Below are 21,401 nucleotides of genomic sequence, written 5' to 3' on the forward strand. Positions count from 1 at the left end.
GTCCGTCTAGATCAACTATTGACCAGTGGGACAATAAAAAAACCATCCGGTCAATTTAGGACAAGAGGAGAACCGAAATGTTGCGAGCCCTTGCAAATGGCGTGTGCCTTGCCGCTTTGGTGCTGGCGTCTCAAGCGGCCCGGGCGGCAGAGGCAGAAGAGTGCAAGACCGTTCGCATGGCCGAGCCTGGCTGGAACGATCTCGCCTTCACCACAGGAGTGGCCAACGTCCTGCTGCATGCGCTGGGTTATCAGTCGCAGAGCGAAGTGCTCGGCATCAACGTCATCTACGAGGGCATGAAAAACAGGGATCTCGACCTGTTCCTGGGTTACTGGGATCCGGCGATGGTCACCTATTACGAGCCCTACAAGAAGGACGGCTCGATCGAGAATGTCCGCGTCAATCTTGTCGGCGCCAAATACACCTTCGCCGTACCGACTTATGTCTGGGAGGCCGGGGTCAAGGACGTTTCCGACCTGCACAAATTCGCCGACAAGTTCGGCAAGAAAATGTACGGCATCGAACCCGGATCCAATCAATTGATGATGGACGCCATCGCCGATCCGGCCTTCGGCCTTGACGGCTGGCACGTGGTCGAGTCGAGCGAAGCGGGTATGCTCTCGGAGGTCGGCTATGAGATCAAGGAGAAGCAGTTCATCGTCTTTCAGGGCTGGGCCCCGCATCCGATGAACACCATGTACGATTTCAAATATCTGACTGGTGGCGACAAGTTCTTTGGCCCGAACTTCGGCGCCGCGACGGTGACGACGCAGGTGCGCAAGGGCTATCTGCAGCAATGCCCCAATGTCGCGCAGTTCCTGAAGAATCTCGCCTTCGACATTGATTTCGAGAATGTCGGGATGGGCTACCTGATCAATGACGGCATGAAGCCGGAGGACGGGGCACTGAAGGCGATCACGCTGAACAAGGACCGCCTCGACGCCTGGCTCGCCGGCGTCACCACCTTCGACGGCAAGCCCGGCCTTGCCGCGGTCAAGGAGAAGCTCGGCCTGTGACGGCGGTCGAACCGAAGGCGACACCGGCCGCGGAGCAGGACGCCTGGGCCGGTCGCAAGCAATTCGTCAATCCTGGCGGCCTCGAGATCGCCTATGTCGAGATATCGGGCGCCGAGCCGGCGCTGGTTCTGGTGCATGGCTTCACCGACACCAGCCGCAGCTTTTCGCTGCTGGCGCCGCACCTGGCCGGCCGCCGGCTGATCATGCCCGACCTGCGCGGCCATGGCGCCTCGCCAGCGGGCAAGAGTTGCGGCATTACCGACTTCGCCGATGATATTGCGGGCCTGATCCGGCATTTGCGGCTCCATCGGCCCGTTGTGGTCGGCCATTCGCTGGGCGCCATGGTGGCCGTCGCTCTGGCTGCGCGATACGCCGAGCTCCCAGGGGGGCTGGTGGTCATGGCAGGCACGTTGAAGCCCGATTTCGCACACGATCATCCGCTTGTCGCTGCTGTTCAGGCCCTGCGTGACCCGATATCGCCGGCCGATCCGTTCTATGACTGGTGGCATGCCTGCCGGCCCGATGTACCCCAGCCGTTCCTAGCCGGCCTGGCGAAAGACGCATCGGCGATGCCCGCGGCGCGCTGGCGCGCCATTCTGGAAGAGATATGCCCGGCCGACCTGACCAGCGCGGCACAGGCAGTGCGGACCCGAACGCTGATCATCGCCGGCGCGTGCGACCCGCTGTTCGGCGAGGCGCACCAGGAGGCGCTGTTGCGCAGCCTGGCGGGGGCAAGACTCCTGCGTGCCGAAGCGTGTGGCCACAACCCGCATTGGGAGGATCCGGCCTTTGTCGCCGGGGCCATCATCGAGGCATTGGGAGCCTAGAGGCTCGGCCCGACCAACGACCGCGAAGTAGGCGACAGCCGCAAAGTCTCCGTTGGCTTGGTCAGGTCGAGCTCGGCCGCCTGCCAGAAGGCCCGCCAGTTCGGCGACGCGGCCAAGGCGGCTTCATGGCGGGCATGCGCCTCGCTGCCGTGGAAGCCGGTTACGGAAATGAAAACGTTTTCGCTCGTCCGCACCGGCAGGCGCGGAAAGCTGTTTTCGGCATGCTCCGTGACAAAAGCGGCGAGGAGGCGGACGCCGGAGGCCTTCATCATGGGTACCGTCTCGGCCTTGAAGCGGCTGGCGAAGCCGGTCTCCGCCCCTGGTCGCAGATGATGAATCCGGATGGCAACAATGCCAGCCAGCTGATTGTTTTGAATTGGCTTTTCACCCGTGGCCAAGGCGGCGCGCTGCGTGCCCGAAAGGTCGAACCCGGCTCCCGGCCATGCCGGCTTCAGCAGCAACACGTCGTCGGAATCGATCATCGTCGCATTGGCCACGTCACGGTGCGCCGCCCAGACCGGCCCGCCGTAAAAGGTGGCCAGGGCCTCCTTGCGGGTGTCCATGCTTTCGAAGCCGCGCAGCCAGACGAACATGTCGGGACGGTCCAGGTCGCGAAACTGGCCGATGATGCTCATGCCAGTCGCCTCCTGGCTCTCGATGAACTCCCGGTCGAAAAGGTCAATCAGCGTTTCACGTTGCCCTGGCTTCAATGTGTATTGCCTCAGCTCGACGACGGGCGAGGCGAGCACCTTGACGGGAAGTTCGAGGCGCGGATTCATCGGCAGTCTCCAGAAACAGGATGATCGTCCTGTTTATAAACAGACCGGTTGTCCTGTTTTGTCAACATGCTATGGTCCGGCAATGTCAGAAGAGATAATCACCCAATCAGGCCCCCGGCCTGGAAAGCGCGTCAACGACCCGGAGGGCATGCGCAGAAAAGTCCTCGATGTGGCCGAGGTCGTGTTTCAGGCACGCGGCTATCATGCTTCCAGCCTGGGTGACCTGATGGCGACGGCAGGGGTCAGCGGCGGCGCGTTGCATCACCATTTCCCGACCAAGAAGGCGCTTGCCCTGGCAGTGATCGAGGAGCGCGTGGCGGCGGCGGTCGAGCAGACATGGATCGCGCCGGTCAAGGCGGCGGCTTCGGCGCGCGACGGGGTGCGGGCCGTGTTTGAGGCCGTGGCGGCGGAACTGGACCAGCAGGGTTTCGTGCGGGGCTGTCCGCTCAACAATCTGGCGCACGAACTGTCGCTTGCCGATCCCGATCTGCGCGCTGCCCTTGCCGGCATTTTTGCGGCATGGCGTCAGGCGATCGCCGACAAGGTCAGCGCCGACCAGCGGGAGGGCAAGGAGCAGGGCACCGATCCCCAGCATTTTGCCGCACTTGCCATCGCCACCTATTCCGGCGCCATGTCGATGGCCAAGACGGCGCAGGACGCCGGCCCGTTGCGCGACTGCCTTGCGGCTTTGGAGCGCGGCGCCTCCCAGGTCGCACCGTCGCCGGGCGGGAGGCGACGTAGCAGGGTGCTGCGGCGGCATGGCACCATCTAAGGCGGGTGCACCGCTTCGCGGCGATGGACTGGCAAGCGCAACACTTGCAGACAGCAGAACCGCCAATGCCATGCCGGCAAGCGCGTTCTTCACGCAACCAGTTTCTTGAGGATGCAAGCGCAGGTAGAAGTGGCAGACGTTCATTGCGATGTCGATGCTCAAGGCAAGTGGCGATACTGCCGAAACTGGACGGACGGACGCCGCTTGTGCTGAAATTCCGGCATGATGACTCGCCATTCCCCTGTATTGCTTTCACGACGCGGCTTTCTGGTGCAGGCCGCGGGTCTTGCCGCGGCCGGCGCGCTTTCACGCCCGGCGCTCAGCCAGACCGGGCAGCGCATCCAGCCCATCGACGCCACCTTCCTGTTCATCGCCGATGTCCATGCCTGCCGCATGGCAAGCGGCCTGAGCCCCAACTGCCTGCAGGAAGGCAAGACCGACGCCGCGCTGTTGCGCAATGTCGCGGCACTGAATGCCATTGGCGACAAGGACTGGCCGGACGAGATCGATGGCGTCGCCACCCGCTTGCGTTCAGCGGGCCGCCGGATCGGCATGCCGTTCGGCCTTGTCATCGGCGGTGACATCACCGACGACGGCGGCGGCCAGATCACCCAGCCGAGCGAGGGTACGCAGCTGCTTCAATTCAGCCAGCGCTACAGCCAAGGGGTCGGCCCGGATCGCGTTCACATGCCGGTCTATATCGGGCTCGGCAACCACGATCTCGACCAGAACGGTCCGCCGCACCATGTCGACTGGTACCGGCGCGAACTGCGTGACTATGTCGAAGTCAACCATCGCGCCGGCGTGTTCTTCAAGCCGCCCGTGCCGGCCACCGACTACGATGTCGAGACTGACTGCTATTCGTGGGATTGGGGTGGCCTGCATCTCGTCCAGACGCATCGTTTCGCCGGCGATACCGGCCATGGTGCCGATAGCAGCCTGCCATGGCTCAAGCAGGATCTGGCGACCTACGCGGCGGATGGCCGTCCCGTCATCCTGTTCCAGCACTATGGCTGGGACACATTTTCGACGGAGCGGTGGGATCCCGCCAAGCGGACCTATGACGATGACGGCGCCGGTGCGCCGCACTGGTGGGGCGAGGCCGACAGACAGGCGCTGGTGGCGGTGCTGAAGGGGTACAATGTCATTGCCATCTTCCACGGCCATCAGCACGAGACCTCGCTGATCTACCGTCGTGACGGGCTCAACCTGTTCAAGCCAAAGGCTGCCTATATGGGAGGTTTCGCTCTGGCCAGGGTGACCAGCGATGGCATGGACGTGGTGCTGGGCGAGGCGACCGACGACCACGGCGAGATCGCTTTCACCAACGCTTTCAGCAAGGGCTGGAGCACATGAAAAAGGCGGCCCCGGGCCGCCGCCTTTTCCGACCTTCCCGATGCGGAATCAAAACGCCTTCCTGACCTTGTCCTTCACGTCGCCATAGGCCTTCTGCACCTTGCCCGCGACCTTGTCGGCCATGCCTTCGGCCTGGGCCTGCCAGTTGCCGGTGGCCTTGCCGGCTGCTTGCTTGATCGAGCCCTTGATCTGCCTGGCCATGCCGGCGACCTGATCCCTGTTCACCATTTCGCATCTCCTGGGATTTCGGGATTTTCACTCGCGAAAGGCAAACGAGCCAGCCCTGCTTAGGTTCCGCAGGCCCGCGGGGGCAGACAACTGGTTGCCTCTGGCGAGGCAATGCGGCTACCGTCTGCGCGGGACCAGCCTACGGGCCGCCGGGGGAGTTCTATGCGTTTTCTGTTTCGCCTTGCCTTGGCGGTCGCTGTCTCCCTGCTGGTGGCAGGTTGCATTGCCGACGATGTCGGACCGATCAACCTCCTGACATCTGAAGCAGGCCACCCTTCACCGACCTTCATCCCTGATCCGGGCGACGATAGTTCGACCGTGGTCGGCCTCGCCTTTTCCGGCGGGGGCACCAGGGCGGCTGCCTTCTCCTATGGCGTGCTGCGGGCCCTGGACGACATCGTCATCGACGAGCGGCCATATCGCCGTACGCTGGTAGACGACATCAGGATGATTTCCGGAGCGTCCGGCGGCGCCATCGCGGCGGCCTATTTCGGCTACAAGGGCAAGGACGGCTACCAGGATTTTCGCCAGCGCTTCCTGATCCAGGACGCGGAAGCCGATCTCAGGACATCGGTGTCGCCGGTCAATCTCGTGCGCGCCTATTATGGCGGCGTCAATGACCGCAGCGGCTTCGCCAAATGGCTGAACGACCATCTTTTCGATGGCGCGACCTTCGAGGCATTCCGCAAGCCGGACCGGCCGATCGTCTGGGTCAACGCGTCCGATATCTACAACCGTACGCCGTTCATGTTCACCTACGACACCTTCGCGGCGCTGTGCAGCGACCTCGACAAGGTGCGGCTGGCCGATGCGGTTGCCGCCTCCGCCGCCGTGCCCATCGTCTTCGCCCCGATCGTGGTCGCCGCCACCAAGCCCGATTGCGGCTACCGCAAGCCGTTGTGGCCGAGCCGGGCGCTTGCCGACCGCAATGCCTCGCTCAGGCTGAAGGCCTACGCCAGCGCGCTCGATTCCTACCAGAACGCCGATCCGCTCGACTATGTGAAGCTGCTCGACGGCGGCTTGACCGACAATATCGGCGTCACCGGCTTTTCGCTCGAGCGCTCGGCCGCCGGCACGCCCTATGGGCCGCTGTCGCCTTCGGCAGCCGTCCGCCTGACGACGCTGATCTTCATCGTCGCCGATGCGGGCAGCAACAGGGATGTGAGTTGGGCGAAATCACTCCATGGACCAAAGGCCTCGGAGCTGCTCGACGCCGTGACCAGCACCACGCTTTCTTCCTCGGTGCGCGACGAATTCGATGCCCTGACCCTGGCCGTCTCGCAGTGGAAGGAGGAGTTGGTGCGCTACCGCTGCGCCTTGCCGGCCTCGACGGTGGCCGCCTATCGAGGCTCGACGGGCGGCTGGAATTGCCGCGACGTCCGGCTTGTGGTGCAGCACCTGTCTTTCGCCGACCTCGATCCGGCGGCGCAAATCAGGCTCAACGCAATACCGACAAGGCTGAAGCTGCCGGTCGAAGAGGTCGATCTCACTATAGAAGCCGGACGTGAGGCGCTGCGCGTCAATGCCGATATTGCCAGCGCCGTCGCCGCGATCCGCGCCCGCGCCGGTGTTTCGCCTGGGGCGCAATTGGCTGCACAGGCAAACTGAGTTCATCACCGGGTGAAGGCCGCAAGGCTGCCGACACGCTTTGCTGCCAGTGCACTCCGTGCTGGAGCAGTTCATCGTTTCACGGAAACGCCGAACTGCTCTAACTCTTTGTTTGGACGCAATTCCCAAGGGAAAGCGCTATGCGCTTTTCCCGGGAAAACCGTTACACACCTTTCCTGGAATTGCTCTAGAGTGATGAAAATTGGGGGAAATCGCCTTGGCTGAATTCACGCTCTACATCGGCAACAAATGCTTCTCCTCCTGGTCGCTCAGGCCATGGGTGGCGATGAAGCATCTGGAGATCCCGTTCGAGGAGAGCTTCGTGCGCCTGCGGACGCCCGAGACCTTTGCCAATCTTGCCAAGGTTTCGCCTACCGGACAGGTCCCCGTCTTGGAACACAAGCCGTCGCAGGGCGGGGACAGGGTCGTCTGGGAAACCCTTGCCATTCTTGAATATCTTGCCGACCTGTTTCCGGACAGAGGGCTCTGGCCCGACGATATCGGCGCCCGGGCCTTGGCCCGCTCGGTGGCCACCGAGATGCATTCCGGCTTTCGCGAGGTTCGTTATGGCTGGCCGATGAATCTGCGCCGCCCCAAGGGCCACAAGCCGCTCGACGCCGAAGGGGAAGTGCAGCGCGCCCGCATCGAGGCCATCTGGCGCACGTGTCGCGAAAAATACGGCAAGGGCGGACCCTTCCTGTTCGGCCATTTCACCGCGGCCGATGCCATGTACGCGCCGGTCGTCACCCGCTTCGACACCTATGGCGGCGAACTCGCGCCCGACACCAGGGCCTATGTCGACGCCGTGCTGGCCACGCCGGCGATGCGGCACTGGTACGCGGAAGCGGCCAAGGAGCCCTGGCCGGAACCGGGGCCGGACGAATAGGTCAATCGAGGCGCTAAGCACCGATGGCCGATTGACGGGGTTTTGGAGGAGGACCGATGTCCAGCAACGGCGGACCGCTCACGGTGCCATTGATCTTTCACTGCCGGCTGATCCCGCCTCGACCGGATTTCGCCTTCACCATGACCGAGGAAGAAAAGGAACTGATGGGACGGCATGCCGACTATCTGCGCGGCAAGCTTCGCGAGGGTACCATGGTCGTGGCTGGCCCGGTCGCCGACCCGGCCGGCCCCTGGGGCCTGTTGATCCTGCGTGTCGGGAGCGAAGTCGAGGCGAGAGCCGTGATCGATGGTGATCCGGTATCGCGTTCTGGCCGCGGTTTCCACTACGAGATCCTGCCGCTGATCAGTGCCATTATATAGCCCGCCTCGCGGCCCGGCTTCGGCCTCCTGGCAAATACAAGAACTGGCACATACAAGAACGCCTCTCGCACCTGTTATCGTGCGGGAGGCGTCCTTTTGTCAGCTTTCCCGAGATTGCTCTCTAAAATGCTGACACGGTTGAAATGCGTCGGCATGGAATTGGTTCCGGGCGTGTGCGTTTTTTTGGGGGACCTTTGTCTGTCGGCCGTTTCGCCAGTTGAGGCTTCGAGTTAGAGCAATCGCGGGTTGAATGCTGGCCGATGGAAAACCAGAAATTGACTCGCCGGCAAAAGAAGCCTATAAGAAATATGTCGATATTTGTTTGACTGACTTTTGTTATCCGCGCATGCATGCGCGCTTTTGACGAACTTCCCCATCAAAAATCGAGACAAAAATCGTTGTGCATTCGCACCGCGATTAACGAATATTTGCCATGGAAAGGGTTCGTTTATGAGCACCGGCACAGTTAAATGGTTCAACGCCACCAAAGGTTTTGGTTTTATTCAGCCTGACGACGGCTCGGCCGACGTTTTTGTCCACATCTCGGCCGTAGAGCGTGCCGGCATGCGCGACATCGTCGAGGGCCAGAAGCTCGGCTACGAGATGGTCCGCGACAACAAGTCGGGCAAGATGTCCGCCGACCAGTTGAAGGCGGCCTGAAGAAAGAATTCAGCCCTCCCGGTGACCACGGATGTACTGGCACCGGTGATGGGCGAATTTAGGCGCATGGCCTTGGAAACCTGAGTTTCCAAGGCCATGCGCATGAAGGAGTGTTCCTGTGCATCCATCTGGATGTGCGGTACTCCTGGGGAGGTCAGGCGGTGCCTGGCCTTTTTCATTTTACGCCTGTTGCCGCCGAAAATGCGCTGCGCGTCGGGCTGAACGTGCTATGGAACGCCTCAGCAATTTGAATCAGCTGCCCTATTGCCCCAATGCCGTGTTGCTTCGTGCGTGGCCCTGACCGAAGAGCCGGTCTCGTCCTATCGGCACCAGGCTCCTGACAGGAGAAAGATCTTGACCGCCCATTCGAAGACCGCCGATCCGGCGGTGTCGCTGTTCAGCAGGACGCAAACCCAGTCAATGTCGCTCAACCGCATCATGTCCGAACGCGATGCCGTAAGCGAGGCGCGGGAAGCCAAGACCGCCCGTTTGCGCGAGCTGCGCCTCGAAAAGGAAGCCGACGAGATGGCGGCGGCGGCAGCACTCGCGGTGCAGCCGAAACGAGCCGGAAAACGCTGATGGCCACCAAGCGCGTACCGCCGACGCCGATCGCGGCCGATGCGACCATTGCCGACATGGTCGAAACCCTGGACAAGCCGGTCGAATACGTCCGGCGCGTGCTGGAAAAACTCGAACGCTGCAAGCGCGCCCATGGCGACGCCCAGGTACGCGTAGGCGTGCGCGGCCGTGCCGAAGCCCCGAACTACCTGATCGAATATGTCCGCGAGGACAAAAAGACCCAGGAGCGGGTGACCTACCAGGATGCCGCCTACAGCGGCAGCACGCATCGTGAACTGGCGCCGCATCACATTGCGGAAGCCAGGAACTGGTCGCCCGAGGAAATGAACATCACGGCGGTTTCGGCGCTGATCGGCCGCTTGCGCAATCCGCGCGCACCATCATCGCGTTTCGCCGACGAGGACTGACATGGCCATTAAATTTTCCGCCAAGGATCAGCCGGCAACGCCGGCTCCCGCTGCAAAGCCGGCCAAGCCGGTTGCCGCGAAAGCCAGCGAAGCTGGCGAAGCCGCGACCGATCTGTTCAAGTCGCCCGCTGAAGCGCCGGCGCGCAAGACAGGCAAGAAGAAATAGCGCCTTGCCGCAGGACGCCGATCGCAATTCTGCCACGCCAGGGCTGTTCGCCCTGGTCGCTGCCGCGAGACTTTCGTCGTCGCGACGCGAAACCGCTTCTGTCTTCGATTGTCAGAGCTGTGGCGCGTGCTGTTCATATTCAGCCGAATGGCCGCGCTTTTCGACCGAGGATGACGCGCAGCTCGACCGCATCCCTGAGCAATATGTAGCGGCCGACCTGTCGGGCATGCGCTGCGAGGGCGTGCGCTGTTCGGCCTTGTCGGGCGAAATCGGCAAGTCGACCGCATGCGGCATCTACGAATTGCGTCCGGATGTCTGTCGCGCCTGCATGCCTGGCGACGCGGAATGCCTGATGGCGCGCCGGGCGATCGGATTGCCGGTGTAACTACCGATCTACCCAAACGGGGATTGCGCAAATCGCCTCCGCTTGTGCGGCGCCCGTTGGCCCGGTACGTTCCCGGCCGGGCAGGGCCGTGGAGGAACCATCGTGAGCATCGAATTCCTGTTGACGTCGCTGATCGTCGTGGCTTCGCCCGGCACCGGCGTTCTCTACACGCTGAGCGCCGGACTTTCGCGCGGTGCGCGGGCCTCGATCATTGCGGCCTTCGGCTGCACGCTCGGCATCATCCCGCACATGGCGGCCGCCATCACCGGGCTTGCGGCGTTGCTGCACACCAGCGCGGTTGCTTTCGAAACGCTGAAATATCTAGGCGTCGCCTATCTCATCTACATGGCTTGGAACACGCTGAAGGAGAAGGGCGGCTTGAGCGTCGAGGACAATGTCGCGCCGCGCTCGGCCGGCAAGGTGATCGCCACCGGCATCCTGGTCAACGTGCTCAATCCGAAGCTGTCGATCTTCTTCTTCGCCTTCCTGCCGCAATTCGTCAGCACCACTGAGCCCAACGCGCTGTCGAGGATGCTGGAACTCAGCGCCGTCTTCATGCTTCTGACCTTCGTGGTTTTCGTCGGCTACGGCATCTTCGCCGCCTCGATCCGCAGCCATGTCGTGTCGCGGCCGATGGTGCTGACCTGGATGCGCAGGACGTTCGCGGGCGCCTTTGTCATGCTCGGCGCCAAGCTGGCCCTTGCCGATCGCTAGCTCCAGGCCCTTGTTCCCATGCGTGCCGCCCTCTCAAAACCGAGATCGCTTATAGGCGCACTGCATCAGGCGCCCTGATTTGGGAAGCAAGCCTTGGCGCTGAGGTCGGGGCCATTCGCCAGCGAGGTGAGGAAGGCCGGCAGCACGGTCGCGAACGTGTAGGAGACCTGGACGCTCGAAAAGCCGGACAGACCCGAGCAGGTGGTGTTGTTGCTGACGGTGATGTTGGCCGTGCTCAGGACAATGCCGTCGGCTGCCGCCCTGTCGCTGATATAGCTGATGGCGCTGGCGGCGTTGTAAGCGCCGTTCTGCGTGCATCCGCTCTGCAGCACGCCGACGCAACGCGCCCCCGCGGCGGCGATCTCATTCAGCACGTGCTGCGCCCAGTACATGCGACCGAACTCGAACGTGCCCATCAACACCATCAGCAACGGCACCGACAGCAGCGCGAACTCGACGGCGTTGGCGCCGGATCTGTCGCGCAGGAACGACCGAGAGCGGCTCATTGCGGCTGCACCACCGAGTTGACGGTGATATTGCCGTTGGTGACGATGCCGAAGCCGCCAAAAAGCGGCGTGTAGGGCTTGCTGGCCGCGATCGTCACGAATTTTCCGGCGATCCCGCCGGCACTGCAGATGCTGGCGCATGCGACCGGAGCGCTCCAGGCGACAGTCCCGGAATTGCCCGGGCAGTAGCAGAGATCCGCATTCGCGGCCGTGCCGCTCTGGGTCGCCTTGGACGTGCTGGCGTCATACGCGATCGTCGGGCCGTTGTTGATGACGACCTGAATGTTGCCGGCATTGCCGCTCAGGCCGCTCGTTACCACCGTGGCGATGTTGCCGGCCAGCGCGCTGCCGCCGGAGGAGTTGACCTTGTCGCCATTGAGCAGCGCATAGTTCGAACCGGCCGAGACCGCCGAGCTCAGTTCGAACTTGGCCTTCAGTGAGCCGCCTATGTCGACGGTTCCCGCCAGGATCACGAGCAGCACCGGAGTAACGAGCGCGAACTCGACCGCCGATACGCCTGCTTTCTGACGCCGAAGGAAGTCCGTGAATGAATGAGCGATGCCGGCGAGCAGGCTGAGGCCAAGGCGTGACGGATTTCTCATTGCACGAGGCTCACCTTGCTGCTGGCACTGGTGCTCGGGGCGGCGATGCATTCCGAAGCGGCCGCGGTGCCGCCTGATAGCGTGATGCGCGAGCCGATCATCTGCAGGCACTTGCTCGAGTCGGTCTTCGATCCCAGCACGCTCGAGCCGCCATTCATGACGATCGGGCCATAGGGAAAATAGAATGCACCTGATATCTGGGCGTTGGAGCCGCCTTCGGCGAATGTCGCGCCGCCGGTGTTTGTGGTCGCCGTCGGACCGATAACCGCCAGCTTCGCCGTTGCTCCCGACTGCGGTGCGGTGAGCACGATGTTGCTGTAGCCGGCGGCGACGCAGAAGACATAGCCGTTGCAACTTCCCGAACTGGACTTGGCCTTGCCCGACAGCACAAGCGTCACACTGGCGCCGCTGACGCTGATGGTGCTGCCGTTGCAGTTGGCGCTGCCGCCGCCATTGCCGCCAAGCGCGAAATAGCCGTCCACGGTATAGACGCCGGCGCCAAGCAGGATGGCGCCCGAGCCGATGAAGTTGCCTGAGATGTCGTGTTGTGCCGCGGCGCTGACGACAAAGCAGCTGCCGCCGCCACCGCCATTCACATTGCCGACGACCTGGAAGACGCTGCTCGCGCCGGTCGCATCGGCCATGATCGTGGTGGACCCGCCGCCGATCGTGATGGCATCGCCGTTGCTGCCGGGGCCGATCTTGTAGGAATTGGTCGTACCCGAGCCGAAGACGAGTGTCGAGCCGCCGGTGTTGGTATAGCCGCCGGGCAGTTCGAAAACGCTCGGTCCGCCAAAGGTCAAGGTGGAGGTATTGCAGATGCTGACCTGCCCGGAGCCGCTGCAGGCGGTGTCGCTGCGGCCAATCTTGAAAGTGCCGGCGCCAAAGGTTGTGGTGGCACCGCCGCCGGTGGTCAACCCCTTGGTGAAGTTGAAAGTGCCGGCACCAAAGGTCGTTGTTCCACCGGTGGTCACCTGCTTGCCGAAATTGTAAGTGCCGGTCTTGAAAGTGGTCGTTCCCGCCGTCGTCAGGGTCTTGGCGAAATTGTAGATTCCGGGACCGAAATTCGTCGTGGCGCTGGTGGTGAAATCGCCGGCGAAATTATAGGTGGTCGTTGCCGCACCGTTCAGGGCGAAGTTCAGGTTGATGCCGCCGCCAATAGTGACGGTCCCCAGATTGATGGTCGTTTTGCTGCCACAACTGAACGTCCAGGTCGGCTGCGACCAAGACGCGGTACAGCCAGCGGCAGCAGCAGCGTTCATCGTCGCGGTCTGGTCCCACGCGAAGTCGATGTTGGTGCCGGTCGTATTGGTCGGAGCGGAAGGGGCGGTCGTCGCCGACAGTGCGGCCACGGTTGAAAAGCGGGCCACGGCGGCCGTGACCGCGGCATTGCCGGCCAGCGGGTCGGGAGTCGATTTCTTGGTGATCACCGCGGCCGCCCCGTTTGGGCCGGTGATGCCATTGCAGGGCTGGCTTGGAGCCGCGGCGGAATTGTAGTTGACGCCGATTGCCGAAATGCTGGTGCCGCAAGGGACGGTCACGGTGTTGTTGGAGGAGACGGTGCATTTCGGCGCCGAGATCGAGGTGCCGCCGCTCAGCGTCACGCCGGTCTGCGTGCCGTCAAGCGCGAGCATGCATCCGGGTGTCTGTGGTTGAGCGCCGACCTCGGCCACCGAATTGGCGTAGATCTGCAGCTGCTGGCGATCGTTCAGGACGCGTGCCAGGAACAGGGTCCTGTAAGTGTTGATCGACACCGAAACGGCGTTGACGCCGGTTGTCCTGGGGGAGGCAACCAGGCTGACCTGGACATTGGCGGCGTCGACGCCGTTAAGCACCGCGACGCCGACAGCTGTGGCAGTCATCTGGTCGGTGGACTTGTTGGCATTGTAGGCGAGCGCGCCCGCATAGGCCGAGAGGTCGGCAACGCGCTGATTGTCGGCCTGCTGGACCAGCGCGGCGCCATATTCGGTCACCAGCGCGGCCATGCCGATCAAGACCGGCATCACCAGTGCCGAAATGATCAGGATGTTGCCGTCGCGGTTCCGCAAAAATCGTCGGAAAAAATGCATCGCTGGTTACCCGACACCACACGCTCGAGCGATTTCGCCTTGCGCTTGCCCTTTGGTAATCGCGAATGTGTTAAAAAATATTGTCAGACAGTTTTTGCCGGACCACGGAAATTTGATGGAAGTGACTGATTTTATTGATGAAAAAGACCGATAAATAGTCAACCGTTCTCATTGATGGCAGGTGTGGCCGCGCAAGGCGGCGCATCTTCGCCATCACGCCATGCCGCGGATTGTCGTGTCGCACCCCTGATGCGGGGAGCAGCGCGGCTTCGCCGATCGGCTTCCACGTATTTGTCGTGGCCCGGTTCCTGATACACGCACTCGGATGATCGAAGCGGCGGCGGCTATCACGGCACGTCGCTGAACGACATTTTAAGCGCCAGCGCCGCACCCGAGGCTCGCTCTATTTCCATTTCCCGGGCGGCAAGGACCAACTGGTCGTCGAGGTGACGCGCGCCAGCGTGGCCTAGGTGACGGAGCGCTTGGGCGCTCAACTGGCCCCGGAAAATAATCCGGCGGTCGCGGTCCACCACATCTATCAGTCCGTGGCCCGGATGCTGGAGGACGATGAGTTTTCGCTTGGCTGCCCGATCGCGCCGGCCAGGCCAACCGCACAACAAAAAGGGCGGCATCGCTGCCGCCCCTTTCCGCATACATACGCCAGGTAGGCTGGATTAGAAGTCCATGCCGCCACTCAAGCCCGCAAGCGGGCTTGAGCAATGTTAGTTGATGGGCGTGCTTTATGGACTTCTTAGAAGTCCATGCCGCCACTCAAGCCCGCAAGCGGGCTTGAGCAATGTTAGTTGATGGGCGTGCTTTATGGACTTCTTAGAAGTCCATGCCGCCCATGCCGCCCATGCCGCCGCCGCCCATGCCGCCAGGCATGCCGCCGCCAGCCGACTCCTTCTTCGGAGCCTCCGCGATCATGGCTTCGGTGGTGACGAGCAGGCCGGCGACCGAAGCCGCGTCCTGGAGAGCGGTGCGCACGACCTTGACCGGGTCGACGATGCCCATGGCGATCATGTCGCCATACTCGCCCGACTGGGCGTTGTAGCCGAAGGTCGCGCCCTTGTTCTCAAGGATCTTGCCGGCAACGATCGAAGCTTCCGCACCGGCGTTCGAGGCGATCTGGCGGGCCGGAGCCTGCAGCGCGCGACGCACGATGTTGATGCCAGCAGCCTGGTCGGCATTGGCGCCGGTAGCCTTGATGTTGGCCGAAGCGCGCAGCAGGGCCACGCCACCGCCGGCGACGATGCCTTCTTCCACGGCCGCGCGGGTCGCGTTCAGGGCGTCATCAACGCGGTCCTTCTTTTCCTTGACTTCCACTTCCGTCGCACCGCCGACGCGGATCACCGCAACGCCGCCCGCCAGCTTGGCGAGACGTTCCTGCAGCTTCTCCTTGTCATAGTCCGAGGTGGTCTCTTCGATCTGCTGCTTGATCTGGGCAACGCGGCCCTGGATCTCGGCCTTCTTGCCGGCGCCGTCGACGATGGTGGTGTTCTCCTTGGAGATCGACACCTTCTTGGCGCGGCCGAGCATGTTGAGGCCGACATTCTCGAGCTTGATGCCGAGGTCTTCCGAGATGACCTGGCCACCGGTGAGGATGGCGATGTCTTCCAGCATGGCCTTGCGGCGATCACCGAAGCCCGGCGCCTTGACGGCGGCGATCTTCAGGCCGCCACGCAGCTTGTTGACGACGAGCGTGGCCAGAGCCTCGCCTTCGACGTCTTCCGAGATGATGAGCAGCGGCTTCGAGGTCTGCACGACGGCTTCGAGAACCGGCAGCATGGCCTGCAGGTTGGAGAGCTTCTTCTCGTGGAGCAGGATGTAGGCGTCCTCGAGATCGGCAACCATCTTGTCCGCGTTGGTGACGAAGTAGGGCGAGAGATAGCCGCGGTCGAACTGCATGCCTTCGACGACTTCGAGTTCGGTCTCGGCGGTCTTGGCCTCCTCGACGGTGATGACGCCTTCGTTGCCGACCTTCTGCATCGCTTCCGCGATCATCTTGCCGACCGACTCGTCGCCGTTCGCCGAGATCGTGCCGACCTGGGCAACTTCCTCGGAGGTCTTGATCTTCTTGGCAGCCTTGCCGAGAGCCGCGACGACTTCGGTGACGGCGAGATCGATGCCGCGCTTCAGGTCCATCGGGTTCATGCCGGCGGCAACCGCCTTGTGGCCTTCCTGGACGATCGACTGCGCCAGAACGGTCGCGGTCGTGGTGCCGTCGCCGGCGATGTCGTTGGTCTTCGAGGCGACCTCACGGACCATCTGCGCGCCCATGTTCTCGAACTTGTCCTCAAGCTCGATTTCCTTGGCGACGGTGACGCCGTCCTTGGTGATGCGCGGGGCGCCGAACGACTTGTCGATGACGACGTTGCGGCCCTTGGGGCCGAGGGTCACCTTCACCGCGTCGGCGAGGATGTTGACGCCGCGCAGCATGCGCTCGCGGGCATCACGGGAGAATTTTACGTCTTTGGCAGCCATTTTTAAGCTCCTGGCAGGGGCTTGGGGTAAGCCCGGAATTCAGTTGACGGTAAGGCCGATAATCAGCCGATGATGCCCATGATGTCGGATTCCTTCATGATCAGAAGGTCTTCGCCATTGAGCTTGACTTCGGTGCCCGACCACTTGCCGAACAGGATGCGGTCGCCGGCCTTGACGTCCAGGGGCACCAGCTTGCCGCTTTCGTCGCGGGCGCCGGAGCCGACGGCGATGATCTCGCCTTCCTGCGGCTTTTCCTTCGCCGTATCCGGGATGATGATCCCGCCGGCGGTCTTGGATTCGGATTCGACCCGGCGAACGACCACGCGGTCATGAAGCGGGCGGAACTTCGACTTTGCCATTTTTTCTTCCTCGAATGAGAACGGTGAGAAACAGTTCCTCCGTCCGGCGAAGCCGGACATACGGTTAGCACTCACCAATGGCGAGTGCTAACGTGGCGCTGAAATAGGCTGACGGCCTGCGAGAGTCAAGGCGCACGGGAAGGGGCAATCACGGGAATTTTTTCTGGCGCTGACCGGCGGTGCCGAAAAATCCCGGTCGCCGCTCCGCTAAAGAAACAGCCGCAACTGGGTGTGGATGATCGACCGGTAATCCTCGATGGTGCGGCGGCTTTCCGCTTCGCCCTCCGCAAGTGCCAGGCGCACCACGCCGCCGGCGAGCTGGAAGATCAACAGAACGATGCGTTCGAACTGCTCGTGCTTCGGCGGCTCGATCAAGCCGATGACATGGTCGCAGAACATCCTGGCCTGGCGCCGAGTTTCGGCGATGTCGAGATTCTTGAGCGCCTTGTCGGCCTGGATGGCGTTCTGCAGATCCTGGATGGCTGGGTCGCCGGCGACGCGGCTCAGATAATCGTCAAGCAGGCGGTCGGCCGCGACGATGACGTCCTTGGCTTCGCGGATATCGGCGATGATATCAGCCAGTCGCGCGCGGCTTACCTCCGAAAACCGCTCATAGAGCATCGCCAGGATCGCCGACTTGTTGGGGAAGTAGTGGTAGACGGTGGCGATCGGCCCGCCCGCCAGCATGCCGACCTCCTTCATGGTGACGGCATCGATGCCCTTCTCGCCGATCAGCTTCATGGTCGTCGACAGGATGGCGTCGATGCGCTCGCGGCTGCGCTCCTGCTTCGGCTGGCGCCTCGGTTCTGTCGCTGTTCGCCTTGCTTGTGTCATGCACCGGTCTTTCGCTCGAACTGCCAAATTCTGGTTGACAAGAAATATGATCAAGTATCAGGTCTTGAAATGCTGACAGGGTGTCAGCTTTTTTGCCGTGCGGCAAGGACGTTGGGAGGCGCCTTTGACATCTGGTGACCTGCATACCGGAAGCGGCGACTGGCTGGTCGGCAACCCGACCGGCAGGCAGCTTGCCTCTGCCCTGTGGATCGGATCGGTCGGTCTGCTCATTCTCGGTATGCAGCCGGTTTTGCTCGGCGCCCTCTACACAGAGGGCCATGTCAGCGGCGATGAACTGGCACTGGTCGCCACCGCCGAGCTGATCGCCATCGCGATCGGTTCGGCGATCGTTGCGACGCTGCTCTCGGCCCGCAACATGCGCTGGAAAAGTGCGGCGCTTCTGCTCCTGCTGGCGCTGGCGAATGTCTGGACCGCCTATGCCGCCGGCGCCAACATGTTGATGGCGGCCCGCGCCGTGGCCGGCCTTGCCGAAGGCGGCCTTGTCGCGGTCGCCACCGAACTGATCGCCCGCTCGCGCCGGGCCGAGCGCATCGGCGGCTATTTCGTCACCATGCAGACGCTGGCGCAATGCCCTCTTGCCCTGCTGCTGGCGCTCTATGTCATTCCAGCGGCCGGGTCGGTCGGCGGCTTCCTCGCTCTGGCGGTCGTCTGCATCCTGTCGCTGGTGGTCGCCTTCACGGTTCCCGCCGACTATGCCGACCTGCCCAAGGACGAGGATCTGGCCAATGTGCTGACGGTTCCTTCGATCACGGCGTTGTTGTGCATCTTCTGCTACTTCATGTTCTTCGGCTCGATATGGGCCTTTCTGGAGCCGCTTGGCGCCCAATTCGGCATCGACGGCCGCACCGTTGGCCTGATTGTCTCGGCCAGCCTGGCGATGCAGGTCCTGGGCGCGATGACCGCGACCGTGTTCGAGGCCCGCATCGACTATCGCCTTGCCATAGCGGCAATTGGCACCGTCGCACTTGTCGCCTCGCTCATCCTCGCCAGCGGACCTGGTCTCCCGATCTTCTGGGTCGCCGCCCTGGTCATGGGTTTTATTCTCCTGTTCATCGTGCCCTATCAGATCAGGCTGACGATCACGGCGGACGAGACACGCACGGCCGTGCTCTTGGTGCCGGCCGCGCAGCTCCTCGGTCTGGCGATCGGGCCGGTCGCGGCGTCGCTGCTCATCGACGGCAAGGATTTTCGTCCGGTTCCGGAATTCGCTGTCGGCAGTGCCCTGGCCAGCGTGCTGCTGCTTGGCCTGTTCGTCCTTGTCTCGCGGCGCCGCCGCGCGGTTGCCTGATCGGGGGTAATATGTCCAGCTGGAGCAACTGGTCGGGCTATGTCACCGCCGAACCGCGGCTGATCGCCAGCCCCGCCGATGCCGGTGAAGTTGGTGATCTCATTCGCACCGCACCCGGCCCGATCCGCGTCGTCGGTGCCGGTCACTCCTTTACCCCGCTGGTGAAATCGCAAGGCACCATCCTGTCCCTGGAGAAACTGGAGGGGTTGGTCTCGCACGACGCTGAAAAGCATCAGGCGCGTGTGCGGGCGGGGACGCGGCTTGGTTCGCTCATGCACATCCTGCAGGATATCGGCCAGGGCCTGCCCAATATGGGCGACATCGACCGACAGGCGATAGGCGGCGCGCTCGGGACCGCTACCCATGGTTCGGGACCGACGCTCGGCGCCTATCACACGCAATTGGAGACGGTGCAGATCGTCGACGGCCTTGGCAATGTTCGTGAATTCACCAGGGCAGGGGATCAAGATACGATCCACGCCATCGGCGTCTCGCTCGGTGCCTTCGGGATCATGAGCGAAGTGACGCTGAACAACATTGCGACCTACCGGCTGCGCCGCCGCAAATGGGTGCTGCCGGTCGCCGACATGCTGCGCGATTTCGAAACGATGATGACCGCGCATCGGTCGGCCGAATTCTACTACGTCCCGTTCTCCGGCTATGCGCAGTTCATCGCCAGCGACTTGAGCGACGCGGCGACCAGCGCGCGCCCGACCGAGGATGACGAGGCCGGACTGAGGACACTGCGCCGGCTGCGCACCGGGCTCGCCTGGCTGCCGTCGCTGCGCCGCCGGCTGATCCAGGGTGCCGTCGCCAAGGTGCGGGCCGAGGACTATGTGCAGGACTGGCTCAATGTCTATGCCAGCGACCGGCAGACCAAATTCAACGAGATGGAATATCACCTTCCGTTCGAGGAAGGACCGAAGGCGCTGGCCGAAATCATCGAGCTGACCGAGAAGCGCTTTCCCGAGGTCTATTTCCCGATGGAGGTGCGCAGCGTCGCGGCTGATCAGTTCTGGCTCTCGCCCTTCTACGACAGGCCGACCTGCTCGATCGCCATCCACCATGACGCGGCGAACGATCCGTTGCCGTTCATGCAGGCGGCCGAGCCGGTCTTGCGCAGATATGGCGGCAGGCCGCACTGGGGCAAGATGCACAGCCTGAAGGCGGCGGACTTCAGGAAGCTCTATCCGCGCTGGGACGATGCCATGGCGGTGCGCCGCGACATCGATCCGCAAAACCGTTTCGTCTCGCCCTACATGGCCGGCTTGTTCGGCATCGAACCATGAGCGCCTATTTCGCCAATCTTTCGCAGGCGCTGGAGCAGGCCGGTATTTTCCAGCCCTGTCTGGTGCTGGATCGCGACCGGCTGGACGGCAACATCGCCCTGGTGAAGGCCAGGCTTGATCCCGGCCTTGCCGTGCGGCTGGTCGACAAGTCGCTCGCTTGCCTGCCGCTGCTTTCGCATATCGGCAAGACGCTTGGAACCGATCGCTTCATGACCTTCCATCCGCCGATCAGCGCGGCGGTGCTGAGCGCGTTCCCGCATGCGGATCTGCTGTACGGCAAGCCGATGCCGGTCAGCGCGGCGAGAGCGGCGCTGGTGAAGGGCGACGCCGACTGGTCGCGTGTCTGCTGGCTGATCGACAGCGACGAAAGACTGGCGGAATATGGCGCGCTGACCGCCGAGCTCGCTATCGAACTGCGTATCGCCTTCGAGATCGATGTCGGCCTGCATCGCGGCGGGTTTGCCACATCGGAGGCCTTGTCGCGGGCGTTGAAGATGCTGCCGGCCCACAAAGGGCTGCGCTGCGAAGGCGTCATGGCCTATGAGGCGCACGCACCGCACATTCCCGGCCTGTTCGGCGGGCCGGGCAGGGCGTTGGCGCGGGCCTCGGAGCAGGCCGCCGATTTTTTGGCGCGCCTAGGCGCCGACCAGCGAAGCATCCTCAACATTGGCGGCAGCAAGACCGCGCTGCTTCATCACCGCGGCATTGCCAATGAGGTGTCGATGGGCTCGGCCTTCGTGCTGCCCGGCGATTTCGACACGCCCGGTCTCGAAGGTTTCCAACCGGCGGCTTTCATCGCGACGCCGATCCTGAAAGTGGTCGAACCGATGCTGCCAGGCCCGCCCGCCGTCTCCCGCCTCTTGCAGGCGCTTGGCCGGTTTCCGCGCAAGGGCTGCTATCTCTATGGCGGCAAGTGGATGGCCGAGCCGGTATTTCCGGAAGGCATGAAGACGAACGGTTTGCTCGGCCTGTCCTCCAACCAGCAATTCATGGGCCTGCCGGCCGACGCTGCTGTGATGCCCGGCGACCATGCGTTCCTGCGGCCGACGCAAAGCGAGGCCGTGCTGCAGCAATTCGGGCCGATCGCCGTGCTTTCCGGCGGCAGGATCGTTGATCGCTGGCCGGTGTTGCCGATGATGTGAGGGGCGCCACTGCGGTCATGATTGGCGCTCCGGCCCCCCCGCGA

At 63.0% G+C, this 21,401-nt stretch carries 25 protein-coding genes; 16 read left to right on the forward strand and 9 right to left on the reverse strand.

What is annotated here, in order from left to right; all coding sequences use genetic code 11:
- Positions 1-77: 77 nt before the first annotated feature.
- Both choX and AC07SZ_RS02605 read left to right on the forward strand, forming a co-directional pair.
- Positions 78-1,016 carry a choline ABC transporter substrate-binding protein gene (gene choX, locus AC07SZ_RS02600; RefSeq protein ID WP_494913138.1) on the forward strand — a complete coding sequence of 313 codons (939 nt, stop codon included), beginning with the start codon at positions 78-80 and terminating at the stop codon, positions 1,014-1,016.
- Positions 1,013-1,843 (forward strand): alpha/beta fold hydrolase, encoded by an 831-nt coding sequence (locus AC07SZ_RS02605; RefSeq protein WP_494913139.1) that lies wholly within the window; start codon positions 1,013-1,015, stop codon positions 1,841-1,843. Before choX ends, AC07SZ_RS02605 begins: the two co-directional genes overlap by 4 nt.
- On the opposite strand, the gene AC07SZ_RS02610 is transcribed toward AC07SZ_RS02605, so the two are convergent.
- Positions 1,840-2,622, reverse strand: a complete 783-nt coding sequence (locus AC07SZ_RS02610; protein ID WP_494913140.1) for an NIPSNAP family protein — start codon at positions 2,620-2,622, stop codon at positions 1,840-1,842. The genes AC07SZ_RS02605 and AC07SZ_RS02610 overlap by 4 nt on opposite strands.
- Before the next feature lie 148 nt (positions 2,623-2,770).
- Between AC07SZ_RS02610 and AC07SZ_RS02615 the strand changes: the two genes are divergently transcribed.
- Together AC07SZ_RS02615 and AC07SZ_RS02620 are read left to right on the forward strand one after the other, a co-directional pair.
- Complete coding sequence (locus AC07SZ_RS02615; protein WP_246738840.1) at positions 2,771-3,394, forward strand: TetR/AcrR family transcriptional regulator; 624 nt, start codon at positions 2,771-2,773, stop codon at positions 3,392-3,394.
- 222 nt (positions 3,395-3,616) lie between these two features.
- Positions 3,617-4,750: a metallophosphoesterase gene (locus AC07SZ_RS02620; RefSeq protein WP_065004975.1), complete on the forward strand. Its 1,134-nt coding sequence runs from the start codon at positions 3,617-3,619 to the stop codon at positions 4,748-4,750.
- Positions 4,751-4,798: 48 nt separating this feature from the next.
- Here AC07SZ_RS02620 and AC07SZ_RS02625 read toward each other — a convergent pair whose 3' ends face one another.
- A complete protein-coding gene (locus AC07SZ_RS02625) occupies positions 4,799-4,978 on the reverse strand; it encodes a CsbD family protein (protein ID WP_494913141.1) in 180 nt (59 codons plus the stop codon).
- 162 nt (positions 4,979-5,140) lie between these two features.
- Between AC07SZ_RS02625 and AC07SZ_RS02630 the strand changes: the two genes are divergently transcribed.
- From AC07SZ_RS02630 to AC07SZ_RS02670, 9 genes are all read left to right on the forward strand, one after another.
- The gene (locus AC07SZ_RS02630) at positions 5,141-6,586 is read left to right on the forward strand and encodes a patatin-like phospholipase family protein (RefSeq protein WP_494913142.1); all 1,446 of its coding nucleotides are present in this window, start codon (positions 5,141-5,143) and stop codon (positions 6,584-6,586) included.
- Between the two features lie 217 nt (positions 6,587-6,803).
- The gene (locus tag AC07SZ_RS02635) at positions 6,804-7,472 is read left to right on the forward strand and encodes a glutathione S-transferase family protein (RefSeq protein WP_494913143.1); all 669 of its coding nucleotides are present in this window, start codon (positions 6,804-6,806) and stop codon (positions 7,470-7,472) included.
- A 56-nt stretch (positions 7,473-7,528) separates the two neighbouring features.
- The gene (locus AC07SZ_RS02640) at positions 7,529-7,852 is read left to right on the forward strand and encodes a YciI family protein (protein WP_172374062.1); all 324 of its coding nucleotides are present in this window, start codon (positions 7,529-7,531) and stop codon (positions 7,850-7,852) included.
- A 450-nt stretch (positions 7,853-8,302) separates the two neighbouring features.
- Positions 8,303-8,512: a cold-shock protein gene (locus AC07SZ_RS02645; protein WP_010915421.1), complete on the forward strand. Its 210-nt coding sequence runs from the start codon at positions 8,303-8,305 to the stop codon at positions 8,510-8,512.
- A gap of 354 nt (positions 8,513-8,866) precedes the next feature.
- The gene (locus tag AC07SZ_RS02650; RefSeq protein WP_056565493.1) at positions 8,867-9,091 is read left to right on the forward strand and encodes a hypothetical protein; all 225 of its coding nucleotides are present in this window, start codon (positions 8,867-8,869) and stop codon (positions 9,089-9,091) included.
- Positions 9,091-9,498 (forward strand): hypothetical protein, encoded by a 408-nt coding sequence (locus tag AC07SZ_RS02655; protein WP_056562978.1) that lies wholly within the window; start codon positions 9,091-9,093, stop codon positions 9,496-9,498. The genes AC07SZ_RS02650 and AC07SZ_RS02655 overlap by 1 nt, the downstream gene beginning before the upstream one ends.
- Before the next feature lies 1 nt (position 9,499).
- Positions 9,500-9,664 (forward strand): hypothetical protein, encoded by a 165-nt coding sequence (locus tag AC07SZ_RS02660; RefSeq protein ID WP_081294695.1) that lies wholly within the window; start codon positions 9,500-9,502, stop codon positions 9,662-9,664.
- A 4-nt stretch (positions 9,665-9,668) separates the two neighbouring features.
- Positions 9,669-10,049 (forward strand): YkgJ family cysteine cluster protein, encoded by a 381-nt coding sequence (locus tag AC07SZ_RS02665; protein WP_081294696.1) that lies wholly within the window; start codon positions 9,669-9,671, stop codon positions 10,047-10,049.
- A 102-nt stretch (positions 10,050-10,151) separates the two neighbouring features.
- On the forward strand, positions 10,152-10,763 hold the full coding sequence (locus AC07SZ_RS02670) for a LysE family translocator (protein WP_056562976.1): 612 nt from the start codon (positions 10,152-10,154) through the stop codon (positions 10,761-10,763).
- Between the two features lie 65 nt (positions 10,764-10,828).
- On the opposite strand, the gene AC07SZ_RS02675 is transcribed toward AC07SZ_RS02670, so the two are convergent.
- The 7 genes from AC07SZ_RS02675 to AC07SZ_RS02705 form a co-directional block, all read right to left on the reverse strand.
- Complete coding sequence (locus AC07SZ_RS02675) at positions 10,829-11,269, reverse strand: TadE/TadG family type IV pilus assembly protein (protein ID WP_065004976.1); 441 nt, start codon at positions 11,267-11,269, stop codon at positions 10,829-10,831.
- Positions 11,266-11,871: a TadE/TadG family type IV pilus assembly protein gene (locus AC07SZ_RS02680; protein WP_155772382.1), complete on the reverse strand. Its 606-nt coding sequence runs from the start codon at positions 11,869-11,871 to the stop codon at positions 11,266-11,268. The genes AC07SZ_RS02675 and AC07SZ_RS02680 overlap by 4 nt, the downstream gene beginning before the upstream one ends.
- On the reverse strand, positions 11,868-13,919 hold the full coding sequence (locus tag AC07SZ_RS02685) for a pilus assembly protein TadG-related protein (RefSeq protein ID WP_494913144.1): 2,052 nt from the start codon (positions 13,917-13,919) through the stop codon (positions 11,868-11,870). The genes AC07SZ_RS02680 and AC07SZ_RS02685 overlap by 4 nt, the downstream gene beginning before the upstream one ends.
- 368 nt (positions 13,920-14,287) lie before the next feature.
- Entirely contained in the window at positions 14,288-14,572 is a 285-nt protein-coding gene (locus AC07SZ_RS02690) for a hypothetical protein (protein WP_494913145.1), read from the reverse strand.
- A 196-nt stretch (positions 14,573-14,768) separates the two neighbouring features.
- Positions 14,769-16,424: a chaperonin GroEL gene (gene groL / locus AC07SZ_RS02695; RefSeq protein WP_065004977.1), complete on the reverse strand. Its 1,656-nt coding sequence runs from the start codon at positions 16,422-16,424 to the stop codon at positions 14,769-14,771.
- 62 nt (positions 16,425-16,486) lie between these two features.
- Positions 16,487-16,783 carry a co-chaperone GroES gene (groES, locus tag AC07SZ_RS02700; protein ID WP_010915433.1) on the reverse strand — a complete coding sequence of 99 codons (297 nt, stop codon included), beginning with the start codon at positions 16,781-16,783 and terminating at the stop codon, positions 16,487-16,489.
- Between the two features lie 207 nt (positions 16,784-16,990).
- Positions 16,991-17,617, reverse strand: a complete 627-nt coding sequence (locus AC07SZ_RS02705; protein ID WP_172374060.1) for a TetR/AcrR family transcriptional regulator — start codon at positions 17,615-17,617, stop codon at positions 16,991-16,993.
- A 124-nt stretch (positions 17,618-17,741) separates the two neighbouring features.
- Here AC07SZ_RS02705 and AC07SZ_RS02710 point away from each other — a divergent pair, with 124 nt between their 5' ends.
- The 3 genes from AC07SZ_RS02710 to AC07SZ_RS02720 are packed head-to-tail and all read left to right on the forward strand — an operon-like array spanning position 17,742 to position 21,357.
- Positions 17,742-18,926, forward strand: a complete 1,185-nt coding sequence (locus tag AC07SZ_RS02710; RefSeq protein WP_494913146.1) for an MFS transporter — start codon at positions 17,742-17,744, stop codon at positions 18,924-18,926.
- Positions 18,927-18,937: 11 nt separating this feature from the next.
- A complete protein-coding gene (locus AC07SZ_RS02715; RefSeq protein WP_494913147.1) occupies positions 18,938-20,215 on the forward strand; it encodes a D-arabinono-1,4-lactone oxidase in 1,278 nt (425 codons plus the stop codon).
- Complete coding sequence (locus AC07SZ_RS02720; protein ID WP_056562960.1) at positions 20,212-21,357, forward strand: DSD1 family PLP-dependent enzyme; 1,146 nt, start codon at positions 20,212-20,214, stop codon at positions 21,355-21,357. Before AC07SZ_RS02715 ends, AC07SZ_RS02720 begins: the two co-directional genes overlap by 4 nt.
- The last annotated feature ends 44 nt before the right edge of the window (positions 21,358-21,401 follow it).

Source organism: Mesorhizobium sp. GW821-FHT07A06, from assembly GCF_059419085.1.